Source organism: Oceanomicrobium pacificus (genome assembly GCF_009833495.1).
Lineage (GTDB): Bacteria > Pseudomonadota > Alphaproteobacteria > Rhodobacterales > Rhodobacteraceae > Oceanomicrobium > Oceanomicrobium pacificus.
Genome location: NZ_WUWG01000003.1, coordinates 131,030 through 153,766, shown reverse-complemented (window position 1 = coordinate 153,766; position 22,737 = coordinate 131,030). Strand labels below are relative to the sequence as shown.

At 65.5% G+C, this 22,737-nt stretch carries 21 protein-coding genes; 10 read left to right on the top strand and 11 right to left on the bottom strand.

Annotation, left to right across the window (positions count from 1 at the left end; translation table 11 throughout):
* Nucleotides 1-2: 2 nt before the first annotated feature.
* From GSH16_RS07250 to GSH16_RS07240, 3 genes are all read right to left on the bottom strand, one after another.
* Nucleotides 3-2,036 carry a capsular polysaccharide biosynthesis protein gene (locus GSH16_RS07250; protein ID WP_235913073.1) on the bottom strand — a complete coding sequence of 678 codons (2,034 nt, stop codon included), beginning with the start codon at nt 2,034-2,036 and terminating at the stop codon, nt 3-5.
* 64 nt (nt 2,037-2,100) lie between these two features.
* On the bottom strand, nt 2,101-3,261 hold the full coding sequence (locus GSH16_RS07245) for a polysaccharide biosynthesis/export family protein (RefSeq protein ID WP_235913071.1): 1,161 nt from the start codon (nt 3,259-3,261) through the stop codon (nt 2,101-2,103).
* A 1-nt stretch (nt 3,262) separates the two neighbouring features.
* The gene (locus GSH16_RS07240; RefSeq protein WP_235913068.1) at nt 3,263-4,573 is read right to left on the bottom strand and encodes a capsule biosynthesis protein; all 1,311 of its coding nucleotides are present in this window, start codon (nt 4,571-4,573) and stop codon (nt 3,263-3,265) included.
* Nucleotides 4,574-4,865: 292 nt separating this feature from the next.
* On the opposite strand from GSH16_RS07240, the gene GSH16_RS07235 reads away from it, so the two are divergent.
* The 5 genes from GSH16_RS07235 to GSH16_RS07215 are packed head-to-tail and all read left to right on the top strand — an operon-like array spanning nt 4,866 to nt 9,061.
* Nucleotides 4,866-5,489, top strand: coding sequence for a riboflavin synthase (locus GSH16_RS07235; protein WP_160853540.1), 624 nt, complete (start codon nt 4,866-4,868; stop codon nt 5,487-5,489).
* A gap of 12 nt (nt 5,490-5,501) precedes the next feature.
* Nucleotides 5,502-6,611: a 3,4-dihydroxy-2-butanone-4-phosphate synthase gene (gene ribB, locus GSH16_RS07230; protein WP_160853538.1), complete on the top strand. Its 1,110-nt coding sequence runs from the start codon at nt 5,502-5,504 to the stop codon at nt 6,609-6,611.
* A gap of 3 nt (nt 6,612-6,614) precedes the next feature.
* The gene (locus GSH16_RS07225; RefSeq protein WP_160853536.1) at nt 6,615-7,163 is read left to right on the top strand and encodes a 6,7-dimethyl-8-ribityllumazine synthase; all 549 of its coding nucleotides are present in this window, start codon (nt 6,615-6,617) and stop codon (nt 7,161-7,163) included.
* Nucleotides 7,163-7,636, top strand: coding sequence for a transcription antitermination factor NusB (nusB, locus tag GSH16_RS07220; protein WP_160853534.1), 474 nt, complete (start codon nt 7,163-7,165; stop codon nt 7,634-7,636). The genes GSH16_RS07225 and nusB overlap by 1 nt, the downstream gene beginning before the upstream one ends.
* 48 nt (nt 7,637-7,684) lie before the next feature.
* Nucleotides 7,685-9,061, top strand: a complete 1,377-nt coding sequence (locus tag GSH16_RS07215) for a cytochrome P450 (protein WP_235913067.1) — start codon at nt 7,685-7,687, stop codon at nt 9,059-9,061.
* Nucleotides 9,062-9,073: 12 nt separating this feature from the next.
* Here GSH16_RS07215 and parC read toward each other — a convergent pair whose 3' ends face one another.
* Complete coding sequence (parC, locus tag GSH16_RS07210) at nt 9,074-11,323, bottom strand: DNA topoisomerase IV subunit A (RefSeq protein WP_160853532.1); 2,250 nt, start codon at nt 11,321-11,323, stop codon at nt 9,074-9,076.
* A 161-nt stretch (nt 11,324-11,484) separates the two neighbouring features.
* Between parC and GSH16_RS07205 the strand changes: the two genes are divergently transcribed.
* The 5 genes from GSH16_RS07205 (at nt 11,485) to GSH16_RS07185 (ending at nt 15,121) form a co-directional block, all read left to right on the top strand.
* Nucleotides 11,485-12,318, top strand: a complete 834-nt coding sequence (locus GSH16_RS07205) for an SDR family NAD(P)-dependent oxidoreductase (RefSeq protein WP_160853530.1) — start codon at nt 11,485-11,487, stop codon at nt 12,316-12,318.
* 67 nt (nt 12,319-12,385) lie between these two features.
* Nucleotides 12,386-12,589, top strand: coding sequence for a twin transmembrane helix small protein (locus GSH16_RS07200; RefSeq protein ID WP_160853528.1), 204 nt, complete (start codon nt 12,386-12,388; stop codon nt 12,587-12,589).
* Between the two features lie 3 nt (nt 12,590-12,592).
* Complete coding sequence (locus GSH16_RS07195) at nt 12,593-13,165, top strand: cob(I)yrinic acid a,c-diamide adenosyltransferase (protein WP_160853526.1); 573 nt, start codon at nt 12,593-12,595, stop codon at nt 13,163-13,165.
* A 268-nt stretch (nt 13,166-13,433) separates the two neighbouring features.
* On the top strand, nt 13,434-14,195 hold the full coding sequence (locus tag GSH16_RS07190; protein WP_160853524.1) for an electron transfer flavoprotein subunit beta/FixA family protein: 762 nt from the start codon (nt 13,434-13,436) through the stop codon (nt 14,193-14,195).
* Entirely contained in the window at nt 14,195-15,121 is a 927-nt protein-coding gene (locus GSH16_RS07185) for an electron transfer flavoprotein subunit alpha/FixB family protein (RefSeq protein WP_160853522.1), read from the top strand. The genes GSH16_RS07190 and GSH16_RS07185 overlap by 1 nt, the downstream gene beginning before the upstream one ends.
* A gap of 89 nt (nt 15,122-15,210) precedes the next feature.
* On the opposite strand, the gene GSH16_RS07180 is transcribed toward GSH16_RS07185, so the two are convergent.
* From GSH16_RS07180 to rfbF, 7 genes are read right to left on the bottom strand one after another with little or no spacing between them, the layout of a single operon-like run.
* A complete protein-coding gene (locus GSH16_RS07180) occupies nt 15,211-16,299 on the bottom strand; it encodes a glycosyltransferase family 4 protein (RefSeq protein ID WP_160853520.1) in 1,089 nt (362 codons plus the stop codon).
* Complete coding sequence (locus tag GSH16_RS07175) at nt 16,268-17,317, bottom strand: glycosyltransferase family 2 protein (RefSeq protein ID WP_160853518.1); 1,050 nt, start codon at nt 17,315-17,317, stop codon at nt 16,268-16,270. The genes GSH16_RS07180 and GSH16_RS07175 overlap by 32 nt, the downstream gene beginning before the upstream one ends.
* Nucleotides 17,310-18,248, bottom strand: coding sequence for an NAD-dependent epimerase/dehydratase family protein (locus tag GSH16_RS07170; protein ID WP_160853516.1), 939 nt, complete (start codon nt 18,246-18,248; stop codon nt 17,310-17,312). Before GSH16_RS07170 ends, GSH16_RS07175 begins: the two co-directional genes overlap by 8 nt.
* A gap of 3 nt (nt 18,249-18,251) precedes the next feature.
* Entirely contained in the window at nt 18,252-19,481 is a 1,230-nt protein-coding gene (locus GSH16_RS07165) for a class I SAM-dependent methyltransferase (protein WP_160853514.1), read from the bottom strand.
* A 38-nt stretch (nt 19,482-19,519) separates the two neighbouring features.
* Nucleotides 19,520-20,710 (bottom strand): DegT/DnrJ/EryC1/StrS family aminotransferase, encoded by a 1,191-nt coding sequence (locus tag GSH16_RS07160; RefSeq protein ID WP_160853512.1) that lies wholly within the window; start codon nt 20,708-20,710, stop codon nt 19,520-19,522.
* Between the two features lie 51 nt (nt 20,711-20,761).
* Entirely contained in the window at nt 20,762-21,865 is a 1,104-nt protein-coding gene (rfbG, locus tag GSH16_RS07155; RefSeq protein WP_160853510.1) for a CDP-glucose 4,6-dehydratase, read from the bottom strand.
* 6 nt (nt 21,866-21,871) lie between these two features.
* On the bottom strand, nt 21,872-22,681 hold the full coding sequence (rfbF, locus tag GSH16_RS07150; protein ID WP_160853508.1) for a glucose-1-phosphate cytidylyltransferase: 810 nt from the start codon (nt 22,679-22,681) through the stop codon (nt 21,872-21,874).
* Nucleotides 22,682-22,737 lie beyond the last annotated feature (56 nt).

The window sequence follows — 22,737 nt, the reverse complement described above, 5'->3', positions numbered from 1 at the left end:
CATCAGCCCCGGAGCCGCGCGCCAACCCGAAGCATTCGCCCCACAACGCCCTGCCCGGGCGCCTGTCCCGCCGCGCCCGCGCGCTGCGCCACAAGCAGGTCCATCGCTGTTTCCGCGTCGCAAGCCAGACCGGTGGCGGGGTCGAAATAAAGCGGATAATCGATCAGCGCCGCATGGACGAGGCCATCCAGTTCGGGGCGCGCCGTGCGCCGCGGGCAGGCCGGTCCGCGATCATCCGTCAGCCCCCAACCGGCATAGAAGGGCGTGCCGAGGCAGGTGACCTTGAGCCCGCGCAGCAGCGCCTCGAACCCGGTGAGCGACGTCAGGGTCCAGACATGATCCGCAACCGCAAGGGCAGATGGACTCGACAATCCGTCCAGCTGCCCGTTGGCAAGTTCAGCGACAGCGTCCGGCGGCACCGCGCCCGGGCGCAGACCGGCCTGCACATCGGGGTGCGGCTTGTAGAGGATGAACGCGTCAGGATGGGCATCCCGCGCGGCCTGCAAGAGCGCGATATTGGTGCGTATCGCACCCCCGCCCGATGTCACGGACGCATCATCTTCCACCTGCCCCACGACCAGAAGGCGCGGCCGCCCGCATGTGTCGAAGGCCGGGCGTGCGGCGTCCCCGACATTATATTTGCTGAGGCCCGCGGCAACGATCCGCGCCCGCAACCGTGCCGCGCGGGCCCGCGCGTCGGCGCTCAGGTCCGCGCGCGCGGCGATCAGCTGTTCCAGCCGGCTCGGGCCGCTCGGATCGTAGTAGATCCCTAAATCGTCGAATGCGAGCGAGAGGGCCGGCCGCAATTCCGCGCCAAGGCCCACCGAACGCAGGAACCCGTCCTCCACCCGCCAGAGCCGCTGCCCGGCCGCCTGTGCCGCCGCTGGCAGATCAGCCGGCATCCGGCTGGCCCAGACCGCAAGGTCCCGCCGCTCGCGGGCGGCCCGTTTGGCCAAAGCTGCGCCCGTCCGCGCCGCAGCGAACCGCGGTGCACCGCCCTGCCCGGTCAGGAAGCGGGCCACGTGACGGCGTTTCCACGGCGCCATGCCGCTGCACAGGAGCGGCCGCTCGACCCGCCACCAGGCTTCTGCCCGCGCCCGCAGGCCCTCCGCGGCGCTCTCGAAGTCGCACGCCTCGCGCCGCACCGGATCGACCCAATGCGGAAGGTCCAGCATGGCGCCGGAAAAGAGCGCTTCGACCGTGAGGTCGCGCCGCGCCAGCCGGCTCGCATCGGGGTGATGGTCGACCGTCAGGCCGCGCCCGGCATAGAAGGGCAGCCCGAAGACGTGCGGCCGGTGACCGGCGCAGATCGCTTCGAACCCCAGTTGCGAACTGTGGCAATAGACGGCCTCGGCTGCGTCGAGCAGGTCCCACGGGTTGCTTGCAAGATCGACGGTCACACCGGATGGCAGGCTGCCCAGATCGAGATGGCCTGCACCCGCAGGATGCGCCCGCACAAGAACCGGAACGCCCGGATGATCTGCGCGGGCCTGCGCCAGCATGGCCGCGAAAAGCGCGGCATCTCCGCCACTGGCGCGCAGGGACGCATCGCCGCGTTTCTGGTCAACAACAAGAACGAACCGCCGCGGAAGCGACGTCGCGCCGCGCGGCACAGGATTGTATTTCGACAGCCCCGCCGCCCGCAGCATCCGTATCGCGGCGGCGGCCCTGTTCGCACTGGTTCTGTCCCATTCGACCGTGTCCAGTCGTCGCGCCAGATCGGATCCGGACCAGGGGTCGTAATGAACACCGCCTGCGTCGATCAGCAAGCCGACGGACGGGTCCGCCGGGTCGGGCCGGACGCTGCGCAGGGGCGCGTCCTCCAACGTCAGAAGCGGCGCCCCCGCACGCTTCGCTAGCGCCATGCCGCGCCGGGCCGGTCCCTTCCGCCCCCAGACCGCCACCGGCCGGTCCGGCCCGGCTTGGACAGACGGGCGCGGATCAAGACCCGCCATGCGCATCATCCAGCGCAGATGCCTGTCGGTCAGGAAACCGCCGGACAGGACCGAGACGGGTTGCAGTGTTTCCGCGGACAACGCGGTACTGCCTGCCGCGGCCGGCCCCGCCTCGCGCATGTGCCCGCCATCCACCGCCCCGCGCCTAGTTCGGCGTGACGGTCTGGACCAGCGCGGCGAAATTGATGGTCGTCACCGTGGCCCGCAGCACCTTCTCGAACTGGGCGAAGGGTGCTTCCGTCACATAGATCGTGTCATCGTCGCGGATCAGGAAATCCCGCGCGAGAAAAATGCCGCTCGGTTTGGTCAGATCCACCACATAGGCAAAGCGCTGCGGTGTGGTGATATCGGACCGGCCGAGCACGCGGTTGGCGACCGCGGGCGGCTCCATCCGGAAGATGAAAATCCCGGTCGGGTCGGCCGTTGCGCCGTTGAGCCCGCCCAATTGCGCCAGCGCTTCAGCCACCGACAGATCGCGGATCTTGAAAGGCACAACCTGCTGCCCGGTCGCGCCGAGCGCGGTGAAGGTGCGGCGGTCTTCCTCGACGATGATATAGTCATTGGAGCGCAGCGGAATGTCCGTCCGCGGATTGTCGTAGAGGTCCTGCAGCCAGATCGAACTGGTCGCACCGCCGCGACGGATCTTGATTTGCGCGGTTTCCGGCGGCAGCACGACACCGCCGGCGCGCGCGATCATCGAAGTGAGCTTCTTGGTCGAGGGCTCGATCGGATAGACGCCCTGCGCACCGACGCCGCCCACGATGGTCACGCTCGACCCGTCACCGGCAAGGCGGCGCACCTCCACCTGCGGGTCCGGCGTCTGAAGGTCGAGGCTTTCGGTAATCATCTGGCGCAGCTGTTCGGGCGATTTCCCGTCCGCCAGAAGGCGGCCCGCATAGGGCATGAAGATCTGGCCGCTCTGGTCGACCTGGATTTCTTGCAGAAGCGTGACTTTCTGCCCGACAGAGGCCAGAAGCCCGTTGTCGACATTCTCCCACACGGTGATCGACAGCGTGTCGCCCGCGCGGATTAGGTCGGTCACCGTGGCGTAGCTGTTCACCAGTTCCGAAGAAAAGCCCAGCGCCTCGTTCTTGCGCGAGGCCTGCGTGACCCGGTCATCGACGGAAACGATGTGGACATTGCCGCCATTGGCGGTCGATCCGGCTTCGATTTCGGAAAGTGAGGGGCCTGTCCGTGGCAGGTCGCACCCCGCCAGAAGACCGCCGCACACGCACAGGGCGGCCAGTTTGCGCAAGATCGTCACGGGGTGCCTGTCCATCGTCATGTTCTGTTTTGCGGCAACCATATCAGGTCCGGCCCTGTTCCGCCAAGCCTGCTGACAGATCGTGGCCTTCACCCGCAGCGGCAAGGCGCAGGGCCGGCGCGCCGCCACCGGCACCGGCGCGCTGCACCTGCCGGTCATAGGGGCCGAGCGGGTCGAGCATCATGTCGGCCAGATGGCGCAAAGCCTCCGCCCGGCCCCGGCCAGTGTAAAAGCCGCCGGGCACCTGGCTCGTGTCGAGAAGGAAGTGGCGGAACTGGCGGTAGGCGGCCCCGTCAGGGCGTTCGGGCACCGCGAAGAAAGCCGCCGGCGGCTGATCGGAGACAAGCCCCGGCTTGCCATAGATCGCCTGCCCCCAGATCCTGAGCGGCAGCCCGCGCCAGAGCGCCTGCTGGCCCGCCGTGGAATTGACCGTTGCGGCGGAACGCGCGCTGTCGAGCAGCGGGCCGAGCCGCCCGCCCGGCACCAGATGCACGCGGCCACCGAGCCCGTGGCGGCGCGTGGCCTCTCGCACCGCGCGATAGAGCCCGTCGCGCCCGTCCTCCAACGGATGGGTTTTCAGAACCAGATGGTGGTGCGCTGGTGCGCCTTCGGCAAAGGCTGCCATGACCTCGTCCACGAATGGCGGCATACCGTCGAACCGGCTGTAACGCTGGACCGACGCATCGTGCCCCAGTTGCAAAAGCACAAGATGATAGGGCGCGCCGCGCAGCTTGATCGCGCGCACCCGCCAGCGCCGCCGCAAGCTCTGGAGCGGCAGCATCGCCAGTCGACGGGCCTGCATCGCGGCCTCCTGCCCGACCGTGACCTTGCGGTGCGGCGCCGCCTGAACCCGCCGCCTCGAACAGGCCACGGCAAAATGGTAGAGCGCACCATAGAGCGAGTGGTGCCAAAGCGCGCCCCACTGGTCCGGCGCGGATGGCAGGTCCGGGTCACGACCGCCCATCCGGGCCGCGATCTCGGCCATGGAGAGGCGGGCCGCGGGCGAGTCCCCGTTCACCCCGTCACGCTCATAGGTCACCCAGTGCGGGCGGACATAGCCTTCTTCGAAATAGTGCAGCCGGACCCTGCCGGCCCGCGCCACGTCGTGCGCGGCCCTGTGCAGCGGGCGCGCATCGCCATAGAGCACCAGATCGGTAACACCGTGTTCCGAAATCCAGCCCGACAGGTGGCCGGGCCAGTCCGCCAGCGTACCACTATAGTCGAGCCGCGCCCCGCGTCCGGCAAAAAGTCTGTCCCCGCCATTGAACGTCACCCGAACGGTGCGCGCACCGGCGCGGCGCAACTGGCGACCCAGTTCCTGATAGAACGGGCCGTGCGGTCCTTGCAAAAACATGAAAGTTCGCTGCTTTGCGCCGCCGGCCGAAGCCGAACCGCCATCGTCCGGCCGACGCCCTGCCGGTGACGCAGGCGGGACATATGCCAGCGCGGGCCCGCCGCCGGTATCCGGCCGGTCTGCCCCCGTCATGCGGATGGCCCCATTGCTGCCCCCTCTCCCGCTCGGGGGCCGGGGCGGTCGCCGCCGCTCCGAACGCCACCGTGGCGATTTTCTGCTATCCAGTTGCGCCTTGCCCCGAACGGAGCCAGACGCTACCACCGTCCCAGCATCAACGGAGGCGGTTACCAGCATGTTTACAGGGATCATCACCGATATCGGAACCATTGTCGAGGTGACCGAAGCGGGCGATCTGCATGCCCGGATCGGCACGTCCTACGACATGTCGGGCGTCGATCTCGGCGCGTCCATCGCCTGCGACGGGGTCTGCCTGACCGTCGTCGACCGCGGTGCGTCGGAGGACGGGACCGGCGGCTGGTTTGACGTGACCATCTCGGCCGAAACCCTGTCGAAAACAGCGATCGGCGGACCGAAAGGATGGACCGGGGGCCGCCGCGTCAATCTGGAACGCGCGCTGCGGCTCGGCGACGAGTTGGGCGGACATATCGTCTCGGGCCATGTGGACGGGATCGCGACCGTGACCGGCGTGCAGGACGAGGGCGAGAGCACGCGCTTCACCTTCGAGGCCCCTGCCGCGCTCGCGAAATTCATTGCACCCAAAGGGTCGGTCGCGCTCAACGGCACATCGCTGACCGTGAACGAGGTCGACGGGACACGGTTCGGCGTGAACATCATCCCCCACACCAAGGCCTGCACCACCTGGGGTGACGTGGAGGCGGGCGACCCGGTGCATCTTGAGATCGACACGCTTGCACGTTATGTGGCGCGTCTGAACGAGATGTCCGCTCCTGCCTGAGAAAGGCTGCTCATGACTGACCCGACCCATTACCACGATGCCATTTCCTCGATCGAGGAGATCATCGAGGATGCCCGCAACGGGCGCATGTTCATCCTCGTCGATCATGAGGATCGGGAGAATGAGGGCGATCTGGTCATCCCCGCCCAGATGACGACGCCGGACGCGATCAATTTCATGGCCACCCACGGGCGCGGCCTGATCTGCCTGTCGTTGACCGGCGAACGGTTGGACGCGCTCGGCCTGCCGATGATGTCGGCCTCCAACAGTTCGCGCCACGAAACCGCCTTTACCGTCTCGATCGAGGCGCGCGAGGGCGTGACCACCGGCATTTCCGCGCATGACCGCGCCCGCACGGTGTCTGTTGCCATCGACCCGTCGAGCGGCGCGCAGGACATCGCGACGCCGGGGCACATCTTCCCCCTGCGGGCCCGCGACGGCGGGGTGCTGGTCCGCGCCGGCCACACCGAAGCGGCCGTCGACATTTCCCGGCTCGCCGGCCTCAACCCCTCTGGCGTGATCTGCGAGATCATGAAAGAGGACGGGACCATGGCGCGCCTGCCCGACCTTGTGGCCTTCGCGCAGAAGCACAATCTGAAGATCGGCACCATTTCCGACCTGATCGCCTACCGGCGGCGGCACGACAATCTGGTCCGCGAAAGCGCGGTCAAGACGGTGAAATCCGAATATGGCGGCGACTGGATGCTGCGGGTCTTTACCGACGAGACAGGCGGCGCAGAACATCTGGCGCTGACCAAGGGCGACCTCTCGACGCCCGAGCCGGTGCTTGTGCGCATGCATGCGGTCAACCCGATGGAGGACCTGCTGGCGCTCGCGCCCGGACGGGGCCACCAGATCGAGGATGCGATGAAGGCCATCGCGGCAGAGGGGCGCGGCGTGATCGTGCTGTTGCGCGACATGGCCCACAAGCTGGTGCTCGACGGCGAGGTTTCTCCGCAGACATTGCGGCAATACGGGCTCGGGGCACAGATCCTCGGCTCGCTCGGCGTGCATGAGATGATCCTCCTGACCAATTCCCCGGCGCCGAAGGTGATCGGGCTTGAAGGCTACGGCCTGTCGATCACCGACAGCCGCCCCTTCTCCCAGAGCGCGGAGGGCTGATCCATGGCCGCCAACGAAACCCACCATGTGCTGCCGCGCCCCAACGGGCTGGCACCGGCGCGCGTTCTGATCGTCCGCGCGCCCTATTACAAGGACATTGCCGACCAGCTGCTGGCGGGCGCGCAGGCCGCCTGCGACGCGGCCGGGGTCGCGCACGAATTGATCGACGTGCCCGGCGCACTGGAAGTTCCCACGACGGTCGCGCTTGCCGACCGGTCGGGCCGGTTCGACGCCTATGTGGCGCTCGGCTGCGTGATCCGGGGCGAAACGACCCACTACGAGACCGTCTGCAATGACAGCAGCCGTGGCCTGACGCTGCTCGGGCTGCAGGGCCTGTGCATCGGCAACGGCATCCTGACGGTCGAGAACCGCGATCAGGCCATGGCACGTGCCGAGGCGCACGGCCAGAACAAGGGGGGCGGCGCCGCGGATGCCGCGCTGCACCTGCTCGCCGCCAAGCGCCGTTTCGCGCCGGCGCGACCCGGCGATCGCGACCTGCCGGAGGGCAGCTTCCGCATGGCCGGCACCCCGCAGAACAAGGATATGAGCTGATGAGCGCCACTTCCCAAGCCGACCGCCGCCAGATGCGCTCTGCCGCGCGGCTCTATGCCGTGCAGGCGCTCTTCCAGATGGAAGCCTCCGACGGGGATGCCGAAGCGATCCGGATGGAGTTCGAGAACCACCGGTTCGGCGCCGAGATCGACGGCGACACCTATGCCGAGGGCGATCTGGCGCTCTTCCGCAAACTGGTGCGCACGGCCGTCACCGACCAGGCCCGGATCGACCAGGCCACCGACCGCGCGCTCGTCGCCAAATGGCCGATCGACCGGATCGACCCGACCCTGCGCGCGCTCTTCCGCGGTGCAGGCGCAGAGATGGTGATCGGGAAAACACCGCCGAAAGTGACGATCAACGAGTTTGTCGATGTGGCCAAGGCCTTCTTCCCCGAAGGCCGCGAACCCAAATTCGTGAACGCGGTTCTCGATCACATGGCGCGTGAGTTCGACCCCGACGCCTTTGCCTGACGGGCAATCCGCCCCATATTGGAACCATGACACGGTTCAGGTTCCGCCATGCCCGATGATGCAGCCGCCATGCCCGCCGCGCGCCTGCCGGTGCGTGTGCCGCTGGTGCGCGAGCCATGGGGTATCCTGCGCACGCTGAAGGTCGCGCGGCGCAACCTGCTGGAAATCATCCCCGAGATCGCCACCACGCAGCCGATCGTGTCCGGTCGCACCGGCATCCGTTGGCACATGCTGATGGACCCGGACGCAATCCAGCATGTGGTGAAGGACCGGCTGGCCGACTATCCCAAATCCGACACGACCAAGCGGCTCCTGCGCCCCGCGATCGGCGACAGTCTCTTCATTGCCGAGGGCGCGCATTGGCGCTGGCAGCGGCAGGCCGTGGCGCCCGTCTTCCGACATCGCAATATCGCGGCCCTCGCGCCTGTCATGCAGGCCGGCGCCGAAGCGAGCCTTGCCCGCCTCGACGGACGCGCGGGCCAGACGGTCGACCTTTATGGAGAAATGGTCGCGACCACGTTCGACGTCATCAACCGGGTCACATTCTCGGGCACCAGCAACGCGATGGACAGCGCCGAGGTTCAGGGCGCCATCGAAGCCTATATCGAGGGCATTGCACGTGTGTCTCTGCTCGACATGTTCGGCCTTCCCGACTGGGTGCCGCGTCCGGGGCGGCTCTTCGGCCCCTCCTCGCTCGGCCGGATGCGCGAACTGGCCGACGCCGCCATCGACCGGCGCCGTGCTGACGGCGGCGGCATGGTCGACGATCTGCTCGACCTCCTGCTGGTGGCGGAAGACCCCGAGACCGGGCGGCAGATGCGCCCCGCGGAACTGCGGGACAATCTGCTGACCTTCATCGTGGCGGGGCACGAGACGACCGCGCTGACGCTCAGCTGGGCGCTCTACTTATGTGCCTTCGACCCGGATGTGCAGGACCGTGCGCGCGCAGAAGTGCAGGCCGCCTGCCCCGACGGCCGACTGCCCGGACCGGACGAATTGGCTTCGATGCCGCTTGTCCGCCAGATCATCGAGGAAACGTTGCGGCTCTACCCGCCGGCGGCGATCCTGTCGCGCACGGCACTCGCTGATGACACGCTCTGCGGGCGGGAAATCCGCCGCGGCGACACGGTGATGATCCCGGTTTATGCGCTGCACCGGAACCGGCTTCTCTGGGACGATCCGGATGCGTTCCGACCTGCGCGGTTCGCCGATACGCGCCCGCCCCGTTTCGCCTATCTGCCTTTCGGGGACGGGCCGCGCATCTGTATCGGCATGAGTTTCGCGCTGATGGAGGCGCAGATCATTCTGGCCAGCCTGCTCGGCCGCTACCGGTTCACAGCCATTCCCGGGCGCGATCCGCGCCCGGAAATGCTGCTGACGCTGCGCCCGGCCGGTGGTGTGCGGCTCCGGGTCGAGCGGGCCTGAGGCCCGCCCCGATCAGGTGAACTTGTTGTCGCGCGGGAAGCCGCGCGGCGCCATCCGGCCCGCCGACGCCCGCTTGCCCATCCAGTCGCCCAGATCGGTCTCCGTGCGGGTCCGGCCAGCCGGATCAAGCCAGCTCAGCCCCTCGGCCAGCGTGAAGGTGCGGATGTCGCTGAGCGCCCCGTCCGCGTCGGCATATTTCTGCAGCCGCACACCCTTGCCGCGGCCCATCTCGGGCAGGTCGGCCAACGGGAAGATCAGCACCTTGCGGTTGAGGCCGACACAGGCCACGTGATCGCCGGCAACCGGTTTGCACGCCAGGGCCCGCGCATCGCCCTTCAGGTTCAGAACCTGTTTGCCCGAACGGGTTTGCGCGGCCAGATCCGCGCCGGGAATGACGAACCCGTCCCCCGCGGTCGAGGCAAGCAGATACTTCTCCTCCGGTTTGTGGAGGAACAGATCGACCAGTTCGACCTCGTTCGGCAGGTCCACCATCAGGCGCACCGGCTCGCCCATGCCGCGGCCGCCCGGCAGCAGGTTGCAGGCGAGCGTATAGGCGCGGCCGTTTGACCCGAGCAGGATCAGCTTGTCCGTGGTCTCGGCGTGGAAGATGAACCGGCCCTCGTCGCCATCCTTGAACTTCAGCTCGCTGTCGAGCGCGATATGGCCCTTCATCGCGCGGATCCAGCCCATGGCGGAGCAGACGATGGTGATCGGTTCGCGCTCGATCATCGCTTCGAGCGGCACCTCCTCGAACTCCGGCGCCTCCTCGATCAGCGTGCGGCGTTCACCGCCCTCGGTCGTGCGCCCGAAGGTCTTGCGGACCGCCCGCAACTGGTCGGCGATGGTCTGCCATTGCAGCGCCTCGTCGGCGAGCAGGTCCTCGATCTCGGCCCGTTCGACCAGCAGCGCATCGCGCTCGTTGCGCAGTTCCATCTCCTCCAGCCGGCGCAGGTTGCGCAGCCGCATGTTCAGGATCGCCTCGGCCTGCACGTCCGTCAGGTCGAACTCGTCGATCAGCACCGCTTTCGGATCATCCTCGTAGCGGATGATCTCGATCACGCGGTCGAGGTTGAGGAAGGCCGTAATATAGCCTTCGAGCACTTCCAGCCGGTGGTCGATCTTGCCCATCCGGTGGCGCGAGCGGCGCAGGAGCACCTCGCGGCGATGGTCGAGGAAGGCCCTTAGCACGTCGCGTAGCGAACAGACCTCCGGCTTCCGGCCGTCGATCAGCACATTCATGTTGAGCGGAAAGCGGCTTTCCAGATCGGACTGGCGGAAGAGCGTTTCCATCAGCACCTGCGGATCGACCGTCTTGGCGCGCGGCTCCAGCACCAGCCGGATATCCTCGGCGCTCTCGTCGCGCACATCTGCGAGAATCGGGATCTTCTTCTCGGTGATGAGCGCGGCGATCTTCTCGATCAGCTTCGACTTCTGCACCTGATAGGGGATCTCGGTCACGATGATCTGCCACGTGCCGCGGCCCAGATCCTCGATCTCCCAGCGGGCGCGCAGGCGGAAGCCGCCGCGGCCGGTCTCATAGGCTTTCAGGATCGCCTCGCGCGGCTCCACCAGAACGCCGCCGGTCGGGAAATCCGGACCCGGCACATGGTCCATCAGGGTCTCGATCCGCGCGTTGGGCGACTTGATCAGGTGCAGGGCCGCGTTGCAAAGCTCTTCCACATTGTGCGGCGGAATGCTCGTGGCCATGCCGACGGCGATGCCGGACGACCCGTTGGCCAGCAGGTTCGGGAAACTTGCGGGCAGGACCTCCGGCTCGCTTTCCGAGCCGTCGTAATTGGGGCGGAAATCGACGCTGTCCTCGGCCAGACCTTCAAGAAGCGCCTCCGCCGCCTTGGTCAGCCGTGCCTCGGTGTACCGCTGCGCCGCCGGATTATCGCCGTCGATGTTGCCGAAATTGCCCTGCCCGTCGACGAGCGGGTAGCGGACGTTGAAATCCTGTGCGAGCCGCGCCAGCGCATCGTAGATCGCCTGATCGCCATGCGGGTGATAGTTGCCCATCACCTCACCGACGATCTTGGCGCATTTGCGGAACGCCCCGTTCGGGTCCAGTTTCAGCCCGCGCATCGCATAGAGGATCCGCCGGTGCACCGGCTTCAGCCCGTCACGCGCATCGGGCAGCGCGCGATGCATGATCGTGGACAGCGCATAGGTCAGGTACCGGTCGCCAAGCGCCCGGCGCAGCGGTTCCGCGCTCTGTCCCTGAGGTTCCGGTATTTCGGGGTCGTCGATGAGATCTGCCATAGATATTGTGATACATCCCCCATTTCTGGCGGTCCAGACCAAGATGAGGCTTGACGTCACCGGCCCTGCGCGGCGCGGCTTGCGACGGATCGGCGACCTGCCTAGACTGCGCCGCCGGGGGCATCGGGACACGCTTTGAAAAGCCAAGGAAAATGAAAAACATGGGCCAGAAATCCCTCCTGATCACCGGATGTTCGAGCGGCATCGGTCTGGACGCGGCGCGCGGCATGGCGAAACGGGGCTGGCGCGTCTTCGCCACCTGCCGGCAGCAGAAGGATGTGGACCGGCTGGTGGCCGAAGGGTTGGAAAGCCTGCCGCTCGACCTCGCCGATACCGACTCGATTGCTGCGGCACTCGATACGGTGCTGGAGCGGACCGGCGGCACGCTCGACGCGCTTTTCAACAATGGGGCCTTCGGAACACCCGGCGCGGTCGAGGACCTGCCGCGCGGCGCCCTGCGGGAGATTTTCGAGGTCAATCTTTTCGGACAGTTCGACCTGATCAAACGGGTCATGCCGGTGATGCGCGCACAGGGCCACGGCCGGATCGTGAACAACAGTTCCGTGCTCGGCTTCACGCCCTTGCGGATGCGCGGCGCCTATGTCGCCACGAAATATGCCATGGAGGGCCTGACGGATGTGCTGCGGCTCGAATCCGAGCCCGCGCCGGTCGATATCATCCTGATCGAACCCGGGCCGATCACCTCGCGGATCCGCGAGAATTCGCGCGCGCATTTCGAGACATGGATCGACTGGGAAAACTCGGCGCTCCGGCGGCTCTACGAGGCCCAGCTGATCCCGCGCCTCTACCGCGACACGACCAAACCCGACCGGTTCGAACTGCCAGCCTCCGCCGTCACCGAGAAGCTGATCCATGCGCTGGAGAGCAAGCGCCCGCGCCCGCGCTACTATGTGACCACGCCGACCTATATGATGGGGGCGCTGAAGCGGGTCACCTCGACACGGATTTTTGACCGGATCGTCCTGCGGGGGTGACACGCTGTCCCTTTGCCCCCGCCCCGCGACGCGGTAGAGAGGGCGAAACTCGGAGAGGAACCGCATCATGGCGCCCACCTTTGTCACGATTATCCTGATCGCCTGTCTGGCGGTGCTGGCCGTCCTGTTGCTGGGCGTTGGCGGTTTCGCCAAGGGCGGCGAGTTCAACAAGAAATATGCCAACAAGATCATGCGGCTGCGGCTCCTGTTGCAGTTCATTGCCGTGCTGCTCATTGTCGGTCTGACCTGGCTGACCCGGAACGGAGGCTGACCGATGGTTGTCCTGAGCAAGATCTACACCCGTACCGGCGACAAGGGTGACACCGCGCTCGGCAATGGCACACGCGTCGCCAAGCATGACCTGCGCGTACAGGCCTACGGCACGGTGGACGAGGTGAACGCGACGCTCGGCCTTGCCCGCCTTCATGCGGACGGCGACATGGCCGAGGCCGTGGCCCGCATCCAGAACGACCTGTTCGACCTCGGGGCCGACCTGTGCCGTCCGGATATGGAAAAGGATGCGGAGGCCGACTATCCGCCGCTGCGCATGTCGGACGCGCAGGTCGACCGGCTGGAGGCCGAGATCGACGCGATGAATGCCGACCTGACGCCGCTCCGCAGCTTCATCCTGCCCGGCGGCACGCCGCTTGCCGCGCATTTCCACCTCTGCCGGACCGTGTCGCGCCGCGCCGAACGGCTGGCCGTGGAACTGGCGGGACATGAACCGGTCAACGACGCGGCGCTGCGCTATCTCAACCGACTGTCGGATTGGTTCTTCGTCGCCGGACGGATCGCCAACGGCAACGGGGCGGACGACATACTCTGGGTGCCGGGCGCGCATCGCTGAGGGTGCGTTGGTCGAATCGCCCGAACCGCCTGCCACCGGCCGGAAGCCCGCACCGCCGCCCGAAGGCGACATTTTCACCCCCGATACAACCCCAAGGGGGTTCCGTTGCGTCGGCGTGACGCAATGTCCCTCTTGCGATATGGCGCTTTCGCTGATTGATTGCCGCCACGAATGATCAGCCGGATGCCGGCTCGGCCACCCTGCGCGGGTCTAGCCACGGCGTCCAGATGCCCTGCCGAGCGATCGGCCCAGAACGGAGAGCTGCGCGATGAAGGTGATTGTGCCTGTGAAGCGGGTGATCGACTATAACGTGAAGGTTCGCGTCAAAGCGGACGGGACCGGGGTCGACCTTGCCAATGTGAAAATGTCGATGAACCCTTTTGACGAGATTGCCGTCGAAGAGGCGATCCGTCTGAAGGAAGCCGGCGTGGTCGAAGAGATCGTCGCCGTTTCCATCGGTGTGAAACAGGCTCAGGAAACGCTGCGCACCGCGCTTGCCATGGGTGCCGACCGGGCGATCCTGATCGTGGCCACCGATGATGTGCACCAGGATCTGGAGCCGCTCGCGGTGGCCAAGCTCCTGAAGGCCGTGGTCGATGAGGAAGCCCCGCAGATGGTGATCTGCGGCAAGCAGGCCATCGACAATGACATGAATGCGACCGGCCAGATGCTGTCCGCCCTGCTCGGCTGGAGCCAGGCGACCTTTGCTTCCGAGGTGAAGGTCGAAGGCGACAGCGCACAGGTCACGCGCGAGGTCGATGGCGGCCTGCAGACGATCAGCGTGAAACTGCCGGCGGTCGTGTCCGTCGACCTGCGTCTCAACGAGCCGCGCTACGCCTCGCTGCCCAACATCATGAAGGCGAAGAAGAAGCCGCTCGAGGAAAAGACACCCGCCGATTACGGCGTGGATGTCTCGCCGCGGCTCACCGTTGTGTCGACCGCCGAACCGGCGACCCGGTCTGCCGGCGTGAAAGTGGCGGATGTGGCCGAACTGGTCGCGAAACTCAAAGATGAAGCGGGGGTTCTCTGATGTCTGTCCTTCTGATTGCCGAACTCTCCGGCGGCGCGCTGGCGCTTGATGCCACCGCCAAAGCCCTGACGGGTGCGAAACAGCTGGGCGACGTGACCGTGCTGGTCGCGGGCGAAGGCACGGATGATGCCGCCGCCGAGGCCGCGACGCTCGACGGCGTCTCGAAGGTGCTTCATGCCGATGCCGCGATCTACGGCCACGGGCTGGCGGAACCGCTCGCCGCGCTCGTCGTCAGCCTGGCGGGTGACTACAGCCACATCGTCGCACCCGCGACCGCTGCGGGCAAGAACCTTGCCCCGCGCGTGGCGGCCCTGCTCGACGTGATGGTCATCTCCGACGTGACCGGCGTGGTTGACGGCGACACGTTCGAGCGCCCGATCTACGCGGGCAACGCGATCCAGACGGTGAAATCGGCCGATGCGACGAAGGTCGTGACGCTGCGCACCGCCAATTTCGACGCGGCCCCGACCGGCGGCAGCGCCCCGGTCGAGACGATCGCCGCCGCTGACGATCCGGCCCTGTCGAGCTTCGTCGAGGACAAGGTGCAGGAAAGCGACCGTCCGGAACTGACATCTGCCAAGATCGTCGTGTCCGGTGGCCGCGGCGTCGGATCGGAAGAGAATTTCGCCCTGATCGAGAGCCTCGCCGACACGCTCGGCGCCGCTGTCGGTGCGTCCCGTGCCGCTGTCGACTCGGGCTATGCCCCGAACGACTGGCAGGTCGGCCAGACCGGCAAGGTGGTCGCGCCCGAACTGTACATTGCTGTCGGCATCTCCGGTGCGATCCAGCATCTGGCCGGCATGAAGGACAGCAAGGTCATCGTCGCGATCAACAAGGACGAGGAAGCGCCGATCTTCCAGATCGCCGATTACGGGCTGGTGGCCGACCTGTTCGACGCCGTGCCGGCGCTGAAAGAGGCGCTCTGAGCAAAGCGGCACCCAAAGCAATTCCGGAAAGGCCCGCCCTGTGCGGGCCTTTTTTCGTTTCAGACCGCAGTGGAATTGCCTGCGTGCGCTCAGCCTGACCGGTCCGCGACCAGACCGTCAATCGCCGCGTCCCAGAGCTGCATCACATTCTCCAAGGACAGATGCGCGACTGTTGCTGGCGCATTTTCCGACATTTTCTGGCGCAGCGATGGGTCATCTAGCAAATCAATCAATGCTTTGACCATTGCATCTACGTCGCCATCCGGCACAAGGAGTCCGGTTTCGCCGTCCTTGAGGATTTCAGCAGGACCGAAATCACAATCGAATGCCACGATTGGCAAGCCAGCTGCCGCGGCTTCAGCGACAACGTTCGCAAATCCCTCATGCCTTGAGGGCAAAACGAACAGATCACCATGTTCAATCCATTCACCGCTCCGCTTTGTGGTGCCTGGGAGGGATACAGTTTCTTCAAGATTTTCTTTTCGGATCAAGGCTTCCAGATTTTGCCTTTCGCGCCCCTCGCCGAAAATCTTCAATGTGGCGTCAGGGTGTGCCGCTAGCACAGATCGGAATGCAGGAATCAGAAGATCAAATCCCTTTTGATAATCCAGTCGGCCAACGGCAATAACACGCTTTCCCGTGCTATGACTGTACAGAATATTTGGGAACCTCATGCAAGGGTTCGGAATAACAAATGCCCTTCTCTGTAATCTATTCGGCAATTGATCTATTGATCTTCTGGTCAGCATTACGATCCTGTCAGCTGTTCCTGACATCAGTAAGTTGAGATGCTTCCACAGCCGATTGTTTTTCTGGGCTTTCGGATTGTTGCGCTCCGAGACCAGCAAAGGAAAATCGCGGTCCACAGTCGCCAAAAGTGACAGAACATTTATCTTGGTCAGGAAGGACACGGCCACATCCGGCGCGATCTCTCTCAGCGTGCGCCGGATAAAACGCAGCCGCCGCCATTGCAGCCCGCGCCCGCCCTGCACGGCGCCCCGGTCGAGCACATGGACCTTCACCCCGTCCGGCAACGGAAAATAGGGCCCCTCCTCGGGGCAGTACATAGCGACCACATGCACCTCGTCGCCCCGCTCCATACGGTGCGCGGCCAGAAGGGCGATGATCTTCTCGGCCCCTCCGGCGCTAAGTCCGCTCAGAATGAAGACCAGGCGCATGGATCTCGTACTCCGGCATGGGACCGTCTGCGTCGGGCGCGGTCAGATGGGCGGGCGGGTCGATATTCACACGCGCTTCGACAATGGGAACGTGCATGGCTTTGGCCTGCATGAAGATCCGGCCGAGATACTCGCCCACGATCCCGAAGAACATTGCGTTCAGCATCATGGAGAGGAGCAGGAGCACGGTGGTCGTCGCAAAACCCGCCGGCCAGTCCTGCCCGAAGACGAGCTTGCCGATCAGGTAGATGACCAGCATCAGGAAGGTGATGACCGCGACCGACATGCCAACCAGCGTCGCAAGCCGCAGGGGTACGAGCGAATGGTTGACGATCCCGTCGATCGCAAGTGACAGCATCGCCTTGAAGGGAAATTTCGACGTGCCCGCAATCCGGTCCTGCCGGTCATATTCCAGCCCGACCTGGCTGAAACCCATCGCCGCGATGAGGCCGCGCAGGTAGGGCGAGCTGTCCCGCACCCGCGCCAGTTCGTTCAGGATGCGCCGGTCCACGAGCCGGAACTCGCCGACATTCAGTGGCAACTCATCCTCGCTCAGCCAGTTGATGACGGCATAGAAGGCGCGCCGCGCAAAGGCGACCAGAGGCCCGTCGGCAAGACTGCGGCGGATACCATAGACGACCTGATGCCCCTCGCGCCATTTCTCCAGCATTTGCGGGATCAGCTCCGGCGGGTCCTGCAGGTCGCAATCGAGCTGGATCGCACAATCCCCGCTCGCGGACTGGTAGGCGACCAGAAGCGATCTCTGGTAGCCGCAATTGCGCGAGAAGCGGATCACCTTCACCCGCGGATCGCGCTCTGCAATCTCCATCAGCTTGCGGAAGGTGCCGTCCGTCGAATGATTGTCGGTGAAGATCATCTCGAACCGGGTGTCCTCCAGCCCTTCCATCACCGCCGTCACCTCGCGATAGGCGCGCTCGACGGTTTCTTCCTCGTTGAAGGCGGGAACAAGGATGGAAACGAATGTCTCCGCCTTTGCCTTTTGCGCCGGGTCAGCCATGGGTCATCTCTCTCACCAATGTTTCGATCCCCGCCGCGAAGGATGTTTTCGGCGCCCAGCCGTACAAACCGGACAGAAGCGACGGATCGGCGTGGATAAAAGGGTTCGCGCTTGTCGCATCCGGCGCGCCCTCATACCGGACCTTGGCACCGGTCGCCGCGGCAATCCCGGCCGCCACAGCGGCGAGCGACCGTCCCTGACCGGTCGAGAGGTTCATCACCGGCGCGGCCTGCTCCGGTGCTTCGGCCACAGCCAGCATCCCGGCCACGACATCATCCACATGGATATAGTCGCGGATATCGCCGGGCGCGCGCAATGAAATCATGCCCGTTTGCAGCGCGGACCGGATCGCGGCGGGCACAAAAAACGCCTCCGACTGGTCCGGCCCGTACACAAGCGCGAGCCGCAGCGTGATGGCCGGAAACGGCAGCCCGTCGGCCAGTCCCTGCAGCAGCACGGTCGAGCCGAGCGACACGGTCTGGTAGATACCCGTCGGCCGCCCGGCATCGGTTTCACGTGCCGGTGTCTCGGTGGAGCCATATTCGGCGATCGACCCCGCCCGCACGAAAGCCCGGACCGGTGCGCCGCTGTCTGCCAGCGCGTCCAGCAGGGTCAGGAGCCCTGTCTGGTCCACCGCCACGGCGTCGCGAAGGGCGGCGGGCGTCATCGCTGCGCCGCGCGCCACCCCTTGGGCCAGATGGAAAACGGTATCGGGCGAACGGAGCGCCAATGCCCTCTCAAGATCCTTCCGGTCCGCGAAGTTCACCCTGTCGATGCGCTCCGGCGGCAGAATAGTGTCCAAACGGCGCGTGTCCGTCGTCTCGCGCACCAGCACGGCGGCGTTCGCCCCCTGCTCGACCAGCGCGCGCGTCAGCCGGGCACCAATGAACCCGGCGCCCCCCGCGACAGTAACGGACCGCCCGCGCCACATGGATCAGGCGGGCACGAAATGGGGGTGCGGCAGCGGGACGAGGAACCGTCCACCGGCGTTTTCGAAGGCCGCCTGCTGCTCGCGGATCTCGTCGAAGAAATTCCATGCGAGCACCAGAAGCACGTCCGGCGGGTCTGTCGCGATCTTCTCCGGCCCATAGATTGGGATCAGCTTGCCCGGCGACAGAAGCCCCTGTTTCAGCGGGTTCTTATCGACCAGATAGGCGATATCCTCCGGCCCGATGTCGAAATAGTTGAGCAATGTATTGCCCTTGGCCGGTGCGCCGTATCCGGCAACAACCTTGCCCTCTGCCTTCAGTTTCGACAGTTCGGCGCGCAGATCGGTCTTGATCGCCTCCACCCGCTCGGCGAAAGCCGCATAGGTCGCGGCCTCGGTCATGCCGATGGCATCCTCATCCGCGAGCATCTCAGCCACGATGGGCGCGATCGGACGGCCGGCCGCCTTGCGGGAGAAGAAGACCCGCATCGATCCGCCGTGCACCGGCAGTTTCGTGACGTCGAACACGTCCATGCCGAAAAAGGCCGCGAGTTTGACGAGGGACCGCAGACTCATTTCAGAGACATGTTCGTGATAGACATTGTCGAACTGGCTCGTCTCGACGATCTTCTTGCCCCAGGGCACCTCCACCACGAATACGCCGTCATCGGCCAGGAACCGGTCGATTCCGACCATGAAACTGTGCAGATCCCCGATATGGTTGAGCGTGTTCGAGGTAGCAATCACCGCCGCCGGACCATGTTTGTCCCGCATCTCTGCCGCGAAGTCCGGTCCGAAATATCCGGTCTCGACGGTGACACCGCGTTCGGCCGCGATCTCTGCCAGATTGCGGGCCGGGTCGATCCCCAGCGTGCGTGCCCCCTTGCCGTTCGCCGCTGCCAGCATCAGCCCATCATTGCAGCCGATATCGACGACCAGACCGCCATCGGCCAGACCGGTCAGCACAGACGCCAGCCCGTCAAAATGCGTGTGCATCGTGGCGGCGCCCGAGGGCACGTAAAGGTAGTGTTCGAAGAAACCCGCGGGGATCTGGTCCGCAACCTGGATCAGCCCGCAATCGAGGCAGGCCTGAGTGTTGAGCGGAAAGGCCGGTTGCGGCTTGTCGCGATCCTCGGGCCGCACGAACATATTGGCCGGCGGATGGTCCCCCATTGGCAGGAACGTCACCAGATTTTCTGAGCGGCAGGCTCTGCAGGCCGTCAGGGAACTCTCCATCCGTCTCTCCTCTCGATACGTCAATATACTGGTTACTATTACTTTTTACCGTTCAGGAATGTGCGCAAAGTCTCGTGCATATAGTCGATCTGCGGCTGGTCCAGCCCGTGGTGGCAGGCCAGCAGGATCCCGCCGCGCATCACGGCATCGGCCGCTGGATAGCCGTCCGCGTCGGTGTGGGCCTCCACCCCTTTCATGGCCGGCTGTCGCAGGATGTTGCCGGTGAAGACAGGGCGGGTCTGGATGTCGCGTTCCTCCAGATAGATCTGCAAGTCGCGCCGTGTGAACGGCGCCCCCTCCCGCAGCGTGAGCGGAAAGGCCAACCAACCGGTGCGCGATGCCGGCAATTGCTCGGGCAGGATGAACCAGTCCTCCCAGTCGCGGAAGAAGGCGAGATGCTGGGCAAAATTCTCTTCCCGCGCCGTGATGTTGCGGTCGAGCTTCTTCAGTTGCACCAGCCCGAAGGCCGCGCTGATCTCGGACGGTTCCACATTGTAGCCCAGATCCTCGAACAGGAATTTCGCGTCATATTCGATCCCGTCCAGTTCAACGTTGAAACGGTTTTCGATCGTCTCGCTTTCCACGAAGAGCGAGGATGTCCGCCCCCAGCTTCGCAGCAGGAGCGCACGCCGCGCCAGATCCTCGTCGCTGACACACAGCATCCCGCCATTGCCCGCGCCGTTGATGACGTGGCTGCCGTAGAAGCTGGTGGTGGAGATGTCGGAATAGAGCCCCGTGGACAGGCCGCCGATCGTCGCGCCAAGCGTGTCGGCGCTGTCTTCCACGATCTTGAGCCCGTGCGCGCGTGCGATCTCCGCGATCCTCGGCCAGTCCGGCAGGTTGCCGATGAGCGAGGGAATGACCATCGCCTTTGTCTTGGGGCCGATCATCGCCTCGATCCGGTCCGCGTCGATATTGTAGGTGCCCGGTGCCACATCGACAAAGGCCGGCACCAGCCGGTTGCGCACGATCGGGGCCACGGTGGTGGCGAATGTCAGCGCGGGCGTGATGACCTCCGCCCCTTCGGGCAGGTCGAGCAACTCGACCGCAAGATAGTTGGCCGAGGAGCCGGAATTGACCATGATCCCGTGGCTCTTGGAGAAGAGCGCCGCGACCTGCGCCTGCATGTCGCGCACCCGCGGCCCCATCTGGGTGGAGGTCCGCAGCACATCCACGACGGCTTCGATTTCTTCCTCGCCATGGACGGTCTGGCCATAATTCACGCGCATCTGCTTCTCCTTTTCGTCGCCGTCGGCCTCTCGCCGCGCGGCGGTTTCGGATCATCTCGGGTCGTGGGTCATTCTCTCTTCAAAGGCGGCAATCTGTCGGTCACTGAGGGCAGCCATATCCTGCCCGCCCGCATGTGCGGCATACCATTCGGCCGTCATCGCGGCCGCCTCGCGCAATGTCAGTCGCGGGCGCCAGCCGAGTTCCGTGATGGCCTTGGTGCTGTCGAGTTGCAGGATTTTGGCTTCGTGCGGGGCATCTGTCTCGTCGGCAAAACGGATCTGCGGCGCGCCTGCCCCCCACGCGGCGCACATCGCCTCGGTCAGTTTGGACACGGGCACCACTGCGTCCGGGCCCGGCCCGAAATTCCAGCCGGTCGCGGCCGCGTCGGCACGTTCGCCACCTGCCAGAAGGGCCGCCGACAATTGCAGATAACCGCTCAGCGGCTCCAGCACATGCTGCCACGGTCGCTTCGACTCCGGGTTGCGCAGCGCGACGGGCGTGCCGGCTGCCGCCGCGCGCACAATGTCTGGTATCAGACGGTCGCGCGCCCAGTCACCGCCGCCAAACACATTGCCGGCGCGGGCGGAGGCCAGACGCGGACCATCAGAGTCGGAGAAAAACGATCGCCGCCAGGAGGCTGCCAGCAATTCGGTACAGCCCTTGCTCGCACTGTAAGGGTCGGCCCCGCCCATCGGGTCGTTCTCGCGGTAGCCCCAGACCCATTCGCGGTTCTCGTAGCATTTGTCGGAACTGACCACGACAACGCCCCTGAGCGTGGGCATCCTGCGGGCTTCCTCCAACACATGCGCCGTGCCCATGACGTTCGTCATGAAAGTGCCGACCGGATCGGCATAACTGTCGCGCACGAGCGCCTGCGCAGCCATATGGATGACCAGATCCGCCTCGACGCCGTCAAGCGTTGCAGCGAGCGCCGCCCGGTCGTTGATATCGGCAAACCGGCTGTCGATCCGCGCCTCGATCCCCGTGTCGCGATAGTAGCCCGGCCCATCCTCCGGCGGCAGCGCCACAGCGGTGACTTGCGCGCCCAGACGCACCAGCCACGCCGCCAGCCAGCCGCCCTTGAAACCGGTCTGGCCGGTCAGGAGCACGTGGCGCCCGGCAAATGCGCCGTCAAAGGGGGTGGGAGCTGCCATCCGGGCCTACCAGGTCGTGCTCGCGGCCCGCGCCGCTTCCGCGCCTGCATCGAAGTCGAGCCAGGGCGGCGGCGTGCGGTCGCACTGTTTGGCCAGGAAATCGCGGTCGCGCACCGTGTCCATCGGATGCCAGAACCCGTGATGCTTGTAGGCCATCAGCTGGCCGTCTTCGGCGATACGGGTCAGAGGCTCCTGTTCGAGCGGCTGGCTGTCGCCGTCAATATAGTCGAGTACGCCCGGCTCGAAGACGAAATAGCCGCCGTTGATCCAGGTTTCATGCCGCCGCACCTTCTCGGTGAAGGCCGATACCTGATCGCCGTCCAGTTCGAGATTGCCGAACCGCGCGGGCGGCTGCACCGCCGTCACGGTCGCGAGCTTGCCATGCGATTTGTGGAAGGCCAGTAGCGCGTCGATGTCAATGTTTCCCAGCCCGTCGGAATAGGTCACCATGAATGTGCCGCCGTCGAGCCAGTCGCGCAGGCGCAAAAGCCGCCCGCCGGTCATCGCGGTCGCACCGGTATCCACGATCGACACTTCCCAATCTGCAGCACCTGCATCCGTGAACCGCGCATCGCCGGTGCCGACATCCACGGTCACGTCATTGGAGGCGAGGTGGAAGTTGAGAAAGAACTGTTTCAGCAGCACGGATTTGTAGCCCGCGGCCACAAGGAAGTTCCGGTGCCCGAAATGGGAATAGATATCCATCACACGGACGATGACCGGACGCCCCGCGACCTCCACCATCGGTTTCGGAATTCGTGTGGTTTCTTCGGCCAATCGGGAACCGAGGCCACCGGCAAGCAAGACGATTTGCATGGATCACACCCCTTGCAACTCAGAAAACTCGATACACTGTAACCGATCCGACTATG

Coding starts and splice junctions, on each gene's coding strand:
- GSH16_RS07175 (WP_160853518.1), bottom strand. CDS start 17,317: ATGGCTGACCCGGCGCAAAAGGCAAAGGCGGAGACATTCGTTTCCATC.
- GSH16_RS07160 (WP_160853512.1), bottom strand. CDS start 20,710: ATGCGCGTGAATTATGGCCAGACCGTCCATGGCGAGGAAGAAATCGAA.
- GSH16_RS07165 (WP_160853514.1), bottom strand. CDS start 19,481: ATGGAGAGTTCCCTGACGGCCTGCAGAGCCTGCCGCTCAGAAAATCTG.
- GSH16_RS07190 (WP_160853524.1), top strand. CDS start 13,434: ATGAAGGTGATTGTGCCTGTGAAGCGGGTGATCGACTATAACGTGAAG.
- GSH16_RS07205 (WP_160853530.1), top strand. CDS start 11,485: ATGGGCCAGAAATCCCTCCTGATCACCGGATGTTCGAGCGGCATCGGT.
- ribB (WP_160853538.1), top strand. CDS start 5,502: ATGACTGACCCGACCCATTACCACGATGCCATTTCCTCGATCGAGGAG.
- GSH16_RS07240 (WP_235913068.1), bottom strand. CDS start 4,573: ATGTTTTTGCAAGGACCGCACGGCCCGTTCTATCAGGAACTGGGTCGC.
- GSH16_RS07200 (WP_160853528.1), top strand. CDS start 12,386: ATGGCGCCCACCTTTGTCACGATTATCCTGATCGCCTGTCTGGCGGTG.
- GSH16_RS07235 (WP_160853540.1), top strand. CDS start 4,866: ATGTTTACAGGGATCATCACCGATATCGGAACCATTGTCGAGGTGACC.
- GSH16_RS07215 (WP_235913067.1), top strand. CDS start 7,685: ATGCCCGATGATGCAGCCGCCATGCCCGCCGCGCGCCTGCCGGTGCGT.
- rfbG (WP_160853510.1), bottom strand. CDS start 21,865: ATGGCAGCTCCCACCCCCTTTGACGGCGCATTTGCCGGGCGCCACGTG.
- GSH16_RS07170 (WP_160853516.1), bottom strand. CDS start 18,248: ATGTGGCGCGGGCGGTCCGTTACTGTCGCGGGGGGCGCCGGGTTCATT.
- parC (WP_160853532.1), bottom strand. CDS start 11,323: ATGGCAGATCTCATCGACGACCCCGAAATACCGGAACCTCAGGGACAG.
- GSH16_RS07185 (WP_160853522.1), top strand. CDS start 14,195: ATGTCTGTCCTTCTGATTGCCGAACTCTCCGGCGGCGCGCTGGCGCTT.
- GSH16_RS07225 (WP_160853536.1), top strand. CDS start 6,615: ATGGCCGCCAACGAAACCCACCATGTGCTGCCGCGCCCCAACGGGCTG.
- GSH16_RS07180 (WP_160853520.1), bottom strand. CDS start 16,299: ATGCGCCTGGTCTTCATTCTGAGCGGACTTAGCGCCGGAGGGGCCGAG.
- nusB (WP_160853534.1), top strand. CDS start 7,163: ATGAGCGCCACTTCCCAAGCCGACCGCCGCCAGATGCGCTCTGCCGCG.
- rfbF (WP_160853508.1), bottom strand. CDS start 22,681: ATGCAAATCGTCTTGCTTGCCGGTGGCCTCGGTTCCCGATTGGCCGAA.
- GSH16_RS07245 (WP_235913071.1), bottom strand. CDS start 3,261: ATGGTTGCCGCAAAACAGAACATGACGATGGACAGGCACCCCGTGACG.
- GSH16_RS07195 (WP_160853526.1), top strand. CDS start 12,593: ATGGTTGTCCTGAGCAAGATCTACACCCGTACCGGCGACAAGGGTGAC.